Raw genomic sequence first — 7,066 nt, forward strand, 5'->3', positions numbered from 1 at the left:
GTCTACCTCGCCCCGGTTCTGGGCGATGATGGCGCCTATCTCGAGTGGAGCCTCCACCCCATTCGCCTCAATGCCGGTGTCAGCGGCGGCATCGTCATCGTCCGCGACGTCACCGAGCGCTACGATGCGCAGCGCGAACGGCAGTTGCGCGAGGTCTATCGCGATTTCGTCGCCATGGTCTCACACCAGTTCCGCACGCCGCTCGCCGTCATCGATTCCACCGTCCACCGCATGATGCGCCGCGGTCCGCTGATGGACGCGACCGAGTTCTCGGGACGCTCGATGACCATCCGCAATGCCGTGGCCGACCTTTCGCGCCTGATGGACAGCACCCTGACCGCCGAGCGCATCGATGCTGGCGAAATGGATGTCAGCTTGCGCAATACCGATATGGAACAGCTGCTGCGTGCCATCCAGGCCCGCTTCATCGACCTCTTCCCCGAGCGCCGCATCACCCTCACCCTCGAACCGCTCGACACTATCGAATGCGACGCCATGCTGATCGACCAGGCCATCGGCAATCTCGTGGGCAATGCGCTCAAATATTCGCCCGCCGACCAGCCGGTCGAACTCAGCGCCGCCATGGCCGGTTCAACCATAGTGATCGCCGTCGCCGATCATGGCGTTGGCATTCCCGAAGCCGAACAGCCCCGTCTTTTTGAACGCTTCTTCCGCGCCAGCACGGCCACCACGGTCAGCGGCAGCGGCATCGGTCTTTATACCGCCCGCCAGATCGCGCGCCTCCATGGGGGCGACATCACTGTCACCTCGGGTCCCGAGGGCACGGTCTTCACCCTCGTCCTTCCCCGCCAGCATTCCGAAACGCCATGACCTCTCGCGCCCTCAGCCACCCGGAAGAGTTTCTCATCCTCTGCGTCGAGGACGAGCGCAGCCTGCGCGACAACATCGTCGAGGAACTGCAGGACGCCGGCTATCAGGTGCTCGGCGCGGATGACGGGCAATCCGCGCTCGATCTGCTCGGCGATCGCAAGCCCGACCTGATCCTCTGCGACATCACCATGCCGCGCATGGGCGGCTTTGAACTGCTGCGCGCGGTGCGGGGCATGGGGCCGGACATGGCCAATGTGCCTTTTGTCTTCCTCACTGCCCTCTCCGATCGCCTCGCCGTCATCGAGGGCAAGACTGCCGGGGCCGACGACTATCTTTCAAAGCCGATCGATTTCGACGTGATGCTGGCAACCGTTCGCGCCCGCCTCGATCAGGTCGTGCGCATCACGACCGGCCTCGGCTCAGCCGCCGAAAGCCAGCGACAGGCCGATCTCGAAGCGGCCAGCCGCCGGAGCCTCGGTGATCTCGTCCATACGCTCGATCACATCGCCCTCGGCGTCGTGCTCTTCGATGCGCAACGCGACATCATCCACCAGAACCATCAGGCCGAGGCGGTGATGGGCGAAACGCTCTTTCACAGCAATGGCCGCCTCTCGGCCGCCGACAGCAAGGTCTCCCAGCAATTGCGCACCGCGCTCGACGCTGCACTGGCCGAAAGCAAAAGCTCGGACCTGATCACGGTCAGCGAGGAAGGCCGCCACCCCGTGCTGGTCCGCTTCGTCGCCCTCGGCTCCCAGGAAAATGGTAGCACTTCGGCCGCCATGCTGCTGCTCGACACGCAAGCGCCACCGCCGATTTCCGAAGCCCTGACCGCGCGGCTCTTTGCCCTCACCCCCACCGAGGCCCGCGTCGCCGCGTCCCTTGCCCGGGGGCTCCGTACCGATGAAGTGGCCCTAGACATGGGCATCACCGCCACTACCCTCGCCTTTCACATGCGCAACATTTTCCGCAAGGCCGGGGTCGGCCGCCAGCAGGACCTCGTCGCCCTGATCTTCCGCGGAGCCCTGCTCGTCGACGCGCCCACCGGCTAGTGCTGCGCCAGAATCGCTGTAGCCGCCTTTTCCGCGATCATCATGGTGGGCGAATTGGTATTGCCCGAGGTGATGAAGGGCATGGCCGAAGCATCGACCACCCGCAGCCCGTCGACGCCAAAGACCCGCAGGTCCTTGTCACTCACCGCCATGCGGTCGCCGGCCCCCCCCATCCGCGCCGTCCCTACGGGATGGAAGATGGTCGTCCCGATATCCCCTGCCACCCGCGCCAGTTCTTCCTCGCCCTGCAAATGCGCCCCAGGCCGAAACTCCTCCGGCCGATAGCGCGCCATGGCCGGCTGGCTCATCACCTTGCGCGCCACGCGGATCGAGGCGGCCGCGACCCGCAGGTCCTCGTCGGTCGAGAGATAGTTCGGCGCGATGGCCGGCGCCTCCTCGGCCGCTGACGAGCGGATATGGATGGAGCCCCGGCTCGTCGGCCGCAGATTGCACACGCTCACCGTAATGGCCGGAAAATCGTGCATGGCGTCACCAAACTTGTCGAGCGAGAGCGGCTGGATATGGAACTGGATATTGGGCGTCGCATGCTCGTCCGACGAGCGGGTGAACGCGCCCAACTGCGATGGCGCCATGGTCAGCGCCCCGCGCCGCAGCAGCAGATATTCGAGCCCCATCAGCCCGCGCCGCCCCAGCGAGCGATAGAGCATGTTCATGGTCGGCACGCCGGAAACCTTGTAGATCGGCCGCAATTGCAGATGGTCCTGCAGGTTGGCGCCGACGCCGGGCAGATCGCGCACGACGGCAATCCCCGTCTGCCGTAGATGGTCCGCATCGCCAATGCCCGAACGTTCGAGAATGGCAGGGCTCGCAACCGCTCCGGCGGACAGAATGACCTCGCGCCGGGCCGAAATGGTGCGGCTGACGCCACCCTGGCGGATAACGACGCCCTTCGCCCGGCCATCCTTGATCACCACGCGATCGACCAGCGCGCCCGTCATCACCGCCAAATTTGGCCGCCGCCGCGCCGGGCGCAGAAACCCCCGCGCCGCGCTCCAGCGACGGCCGCGCCGTTGGTTGACGTCGAAATAGCCGCAGCCTTCATTATCGCCGGTATTGAAGTCGCCGCTACGCGGAATGCCTGCGCTTTCCGCCGCCTCCATAAAAGAGTCGAGAACCTGCCAACGAATACGCGGCTGTTCCACGCGCCATTCGCCCCCTGCGCCGTGCATGTCGCTGGCTCCGCGCCAATTGTCCTCGTGCTGCTTGAAGACCGACAGCACGTCATCCCAACCCCAGCCTTCGAGCCCCATGGCGCGCCAGCGGTCGTAGTCCTCTTTCTGGCCGCGCATATAGATCATCGCATTAATGGCCGACGATCCGCCCTGCACCTTGCCGCGCGGATAGGCGAGATCGCGGCCATTGAGACCCGGCGTGCTTTCAGTGCGAAACAGCCAGTCGGATCGTGGATTGCCGATGGCAAAGAGATAGCCGACCGGAATGTGGAACCAGATCCAGTTGTCACCCCCGCCTGCCTCAAGCAGGGCAACGGTATAGCGTCCTCCTTCCGACAGTCGATTGGCGAGGACGCACCCGGCCGAGCCGCCCCCGCAGATGATGAAGTCGAATTCGTCGTTCATGCCGGTCTCCCCAGCACAATGCTATCGTCCACCGGGCCCTGTGCAAGCAGACATTGCCAATTGTGCGCCGGAAACCCTATCGGGAGAGCGGCCCCTCGCGTCGCCATGCTGCGCGACTATCTCGCCCGCCTCGAAGCCCACGCCGCCTCGCGGGCGGACGCGTCTCGCTACTAGGCCTAAATCAGAACATTTCCGCCGCCAAAAACAATAAGGGCGCCGCTGGCAATGCAGCGGCGCCCCGTGTTCTTCAGCTCGTTCGGCGCAGGCGTTTAGCCGGCGAAGAACGGCTGCGTGCCGTGCGCTTCGATGGCGTTGGCGAGGCGGCCGAGCGCGTGGATATAGGCAGCCGAGCGCACCGAAACCTTGCGCGACTGGGCGATATCCCAGACGGCGCGGCCTTCGCGTTCCATCATCTTGAGCAGGCGAGCGTGGATCTCTTCGATATCCCAGTAATAGCCCTGACGGTTCTGCACCCACTCGAAGTAGGAGACGGTAACGCCACCGGCATTGGCCAGAATATCGGGCAGGACGATAATGCCCTTGTCGTTGAGGATCTTGTCGGCATCCGGGGTAACCGGGCCGTTGGCCAGCTCGAGCAGAACCTTTGCCTTGATGGTCGGGGCATTGTCCTTGGTGATCATGTCTTCGAGCGCGGCCGGAACCAGCAGGTCGACGTCAAGCGCCAGCAGATCATCGGGCGAGATGACATGGGCGCCGAGTTCGGCAGCCATGTCGGCAACGCGGCGACCGGCATTCTTGCCAGCGATCAGCTTTTCGACGTCGAGACCGCCCGGACGGTGGATCGCACCGGTCGAGTCCGAAACCGCGATCACCGAATTGCCATCAGCGGCCGAGAGGCGCGCATAATACTGGCCGGCATTGCCGAAACCCTGGATGGCGACCGTGTGGTCGTTTTCGAGGCCGAGTTCGGTGGCGAGGTGCCGCACGAGGTAGAAGCCACCGCGCGCCGTCGCGTCGTTGCGGCCGAGCGAACCGCCCAGGGCGATCGGCTTGCCGGTGATGACGGCGGGGGAAACTTCGCCGGTGATCTGGTTATATTCGTCGGCCATCCACCCCATGATCATGGCATTGGTGTAGACGTCCGGCGCCGGAATATCGCGGTCGGGTCCGATGATCGTAGCAAAAGCCTGCACATAGGCGCGCGACAGGCGTTCGAGTTCGGTCTTGGACAGCTGGTGCGGATCGACGCGCACGGCGCCCTTGCCGCCACCATAGGGCAGGTTCATCACCGCGCACTTGAAGGTCATCCAGAAGGCGAGCGTTTCGACTTCCTCGACGGTGGAATCGGGATGGAAACGAATGCCGCCCTTGGTCGGGCCGCGGGTGTCGTCATAGCGGCAGCGCCAGGCAAGGAACGACTTGCGCGAGCCATCATCCATACGGATCAGCAGGCGCGTCTTCGTGGTTTCTCGCGGGTATTTGAGTTTCTCGATGACATCCTGATCGATCTTGAGATGGTTTGCAGCCTCTTCGAGACGAATTAGGGCGCGATCTAACAGGGTGTCGTCGGACATCATGGCTCCTAGCGATCATGGAATGTGCACAGCGCATAAAAATGCGGCTGCAAACTTCCATATCAGAACGCTTAGGTCAATAATCCTGACGCTTGTTGATTAGAATATATTCGCGCCGACTATTGACTGGGCAATTTGGCAATTGGCATATCGTAGCATATCGTTTTCTCCGGTTCGCCGCCTTGCTCCTCTCCCACACTTTGCCCGAAATCCTCATCAACTCGGACGATTACAACCGGGTCATGGTGCTCGCCGAACGCTCGTTCGACAGTATGCCTTATGTGTCGGCCTATCTTGAGCGCGAACTGAAGCGGGCAGAGGTTTGCGACCCGTGGGATCCCGCAGGGGTTTCCATGGGCCAGCGGGTGATGTTCAGGCTCGACGATGAAGGCCAGGTACGCCTCGGCCGCCTGACTTATCCCAACCGCCCGATTGGCGAACGCGGCAACGTCCCGATTCTCGGTCCGGTCGGCGCGGCCCTCATCGGCATGCGCCGCAATTCGTCCATCGAATGGCTGGATGACGGGCGTCTGCGCACACTCACCGTGCTCGATTATGGCTGGTAATTCGAACCACTTGGAATAATGCATTCCAAGAATTCTACCACTCAGAATAGAATATTATCGCTTTCGCAGCAGTTGTGCTCTGGACGCGTCGTCGCACGCTGACGACGCCCGCACGCGAACTTAAAGCCGCTCGGAATTTTTCGTCCCACCGACAGCTAAATCTGCTCCACCGTTCAGCTTCTTGTCCTCGCCAAGGCCCTGCCGTCCACAGGCTGAAAATTTGAGGAATAGAATATTCCTGGTTTCGTTGACACTTGGAATATTCACTCCTAGCATCCCTATCCAGCGATGCTTGGCGGCATGGGAAGCACTTGTTTGGGTGCAGGATGCCGCCGGGAAAGGCGGGCTACTCCTGCCCATCGACAAGGATTTGCCGATAGGGAGCGGCGCACAAACATGGACCTGCTCGTCAATCTCTATAGCCGCAAGCTCGAAGAGCTGCGCGAGCGAGCCCAGAGCGTGGAGGCGACCATTCGCGTCGCCCTGCCGCCCGAGCAGCACATCATCAAGGATTGGGTCCGCACCCATTTTTCCGAATATTGGGTCAGCGAAGTCAGCGCCGCCATGGCCCACCAACCGCCTGGTTGCCTGATCGCCACCGTTGATGGCCAGCTCGTCGGCTTTGCCTGTTATGACGCGACGGCGCGCGGCTTTTTCGGCCCCACCGGCGTTTCCGAAGACCAGCGCGGCAAGAATATCGGCCTCGCGCTCTTCTACCACACCCTCGCCGCCATGAAGGCCCATGGCTATGCCTATGCAGTCGTGGGTTCGGCCGGTCCTGTCGATTTCTACGTCAAGGCGGCCGGGGCCATGCCGATCCCGTCGGACAAGGAAGACATCTACCAGGGCCTTTTGCGCATCAAGAAGCCGGAAGCGAACTAGACATGACCACCACGCCTCTCGCCCTTTTCGTCGGCATGCCGGGATATGAGCTCTCGGCCGACGAGATCGCGTTCTTCCGCGAGACCAATCCCTTCGGCCTCTTCCTGTTCCGGCGCAATCTCGACAATCCAGAGCAGATCAAGCGCCTCGTCCACCAGTTCAAGGAGGCCGTCGGCCGCGACGACGCCCCGGTCTATATCGACCAGGAGGGCGGCCGCGTGCAGCGCCTCGACAATGGCAATTGGCCTTTGTTCCGCAGCCTCGGCCAGTTCGGCGCCCTCGCCCGCAAAGACCTTGAAACCGGCAAGCGCGCCATGCGCCTCTCGACCCTCGCCATGGGTTCGATGATGTCAGAACTCGGCCTTGGCAGCGGCACCACGCCCGTCGTCGATCTCGCCCGCAAGGGTACGCATGATGTCATCGGCCAGCGCGCCTTTGGCGACGATCCCGACCTCGTCATCGAAATGGGCCGCGTCGTCATCGATGCCATGCTCGAGGTCGGCTCGATGCCGATCATGAAGCACATTCCCGGCTATGGCCGCGTCACCGTCGATCCGCATTTCGATTGCCCGGTGGTCGATGCCGAGGTCGACGATCTCCGTGAG

At 62.9% G+C, this 7,066-nt stretch carries 7 protein-coding genes; 5 read left to right on the top strand and 2 right to left on the bottom strand.

Features of this window, described 5'->3' with window-relative positions:
• Nucleotides 1-831 (top strand): PAS domain-containing sensor histidine kinase (locus tag J0I64_RS21100; protein WP_291411995.1); only part of this gene is annotated, 831 nt, incomplete at its 5' end.
• Nucleotides 828-1,880, top strand: a complete 1,053-nt coding sequence (locus tag J0I64_RS21105) for a response regulator (protein ID WP_291411997.1) — start codon at nt 828-830, stop codon at nt 1,878-1,880. The genes J0I64_RS21100 and J0I64_RS21105, both read left to right, overlap by 4 nt.
• Here the strand turns inward: J0I64_RS21105 and J0I64_RS21110 are convergent.
• Nucleotides 1,877-3,478, bottom strand: a complete 1,602-nt coding sequence (locus J0I64_RS21110; protein WP_291411999.1) for a GMC family oxidoreductase N-terminal domain-containing protein — start codon at nt 3,476-3,478, stop codon at nt 1,877-1,879. The two genes, J0I64_RS21105 and J0I64_RS21110, sit on opposite strands and share 4 nt — an antisense overlap.
• Before the next feature lie 269 nt (nt 3,479-3,747).
• A complete protein-coding gene (locus J0I64_RS21115) occupies nt 3,748-5,013 on the bottom strand; it encodes a Glu/Leu/Phe/Val dehydrogenase (RefSeq protein WP_291412001.1) in 1,266 nt (421 codons plus the stop codon).
• Nucleotides 5,014-5,195: 182 nt separating this feature from the next.
• Here J0I64_RS21115 and J0I64_RS21120 point away from each other — a divergent pair, with 182 nt between their 5' ends.
• The 3 genes from J0I64_RS21120 to J0I64_RS21130 all read left to right on the top strand — a co-directional run.
• Nucleotides 5,196-5,579, top strand: a complete 384-nt coding sequence (locus J0I64_RS21120) for a nucleoside diphosphate kinase regulator (RefSeq protein ID WP_291412003.1) — start codon at nt 5,196-5,198, stop codon at nt 5,577-5,579.
• Between the two features lie 396 nt (nt 5,580-5,975).
• The gene (locus J0I64_RS21125; RefSeq protein WP_291412005.1) at nt 5,976-6,461 is read left to right on the top strand and encodes a GNAT family N-acetyltransferase; all 486 of its coding nucleotides are present in this window, start codon (nt 5,976-5,978) and stop codon (nt 6,459-6,461) included.
• Between the two features lie 2 nt (nt 6,462-6,463).
• Nucleotides 6,464-7,066: glycoside hydrolase family 3 N-terminal domain-containing protein (locus J0I64_RS21130; protein ID WP_291412007.1), on the top strand; the 603-nt coding region annotated here is incomplete at its 3' end.

The sequence above is a fragment of the Devosia sp. genome (genome assembly GCF_017307565.1).
In the GTDB taxonomy this organism is placed as follows: domain Bacteria; phylum Pseudomonadota; class Alphaproteobacteria; order Rhizobiales; family Devosiaceae; genus Devosia.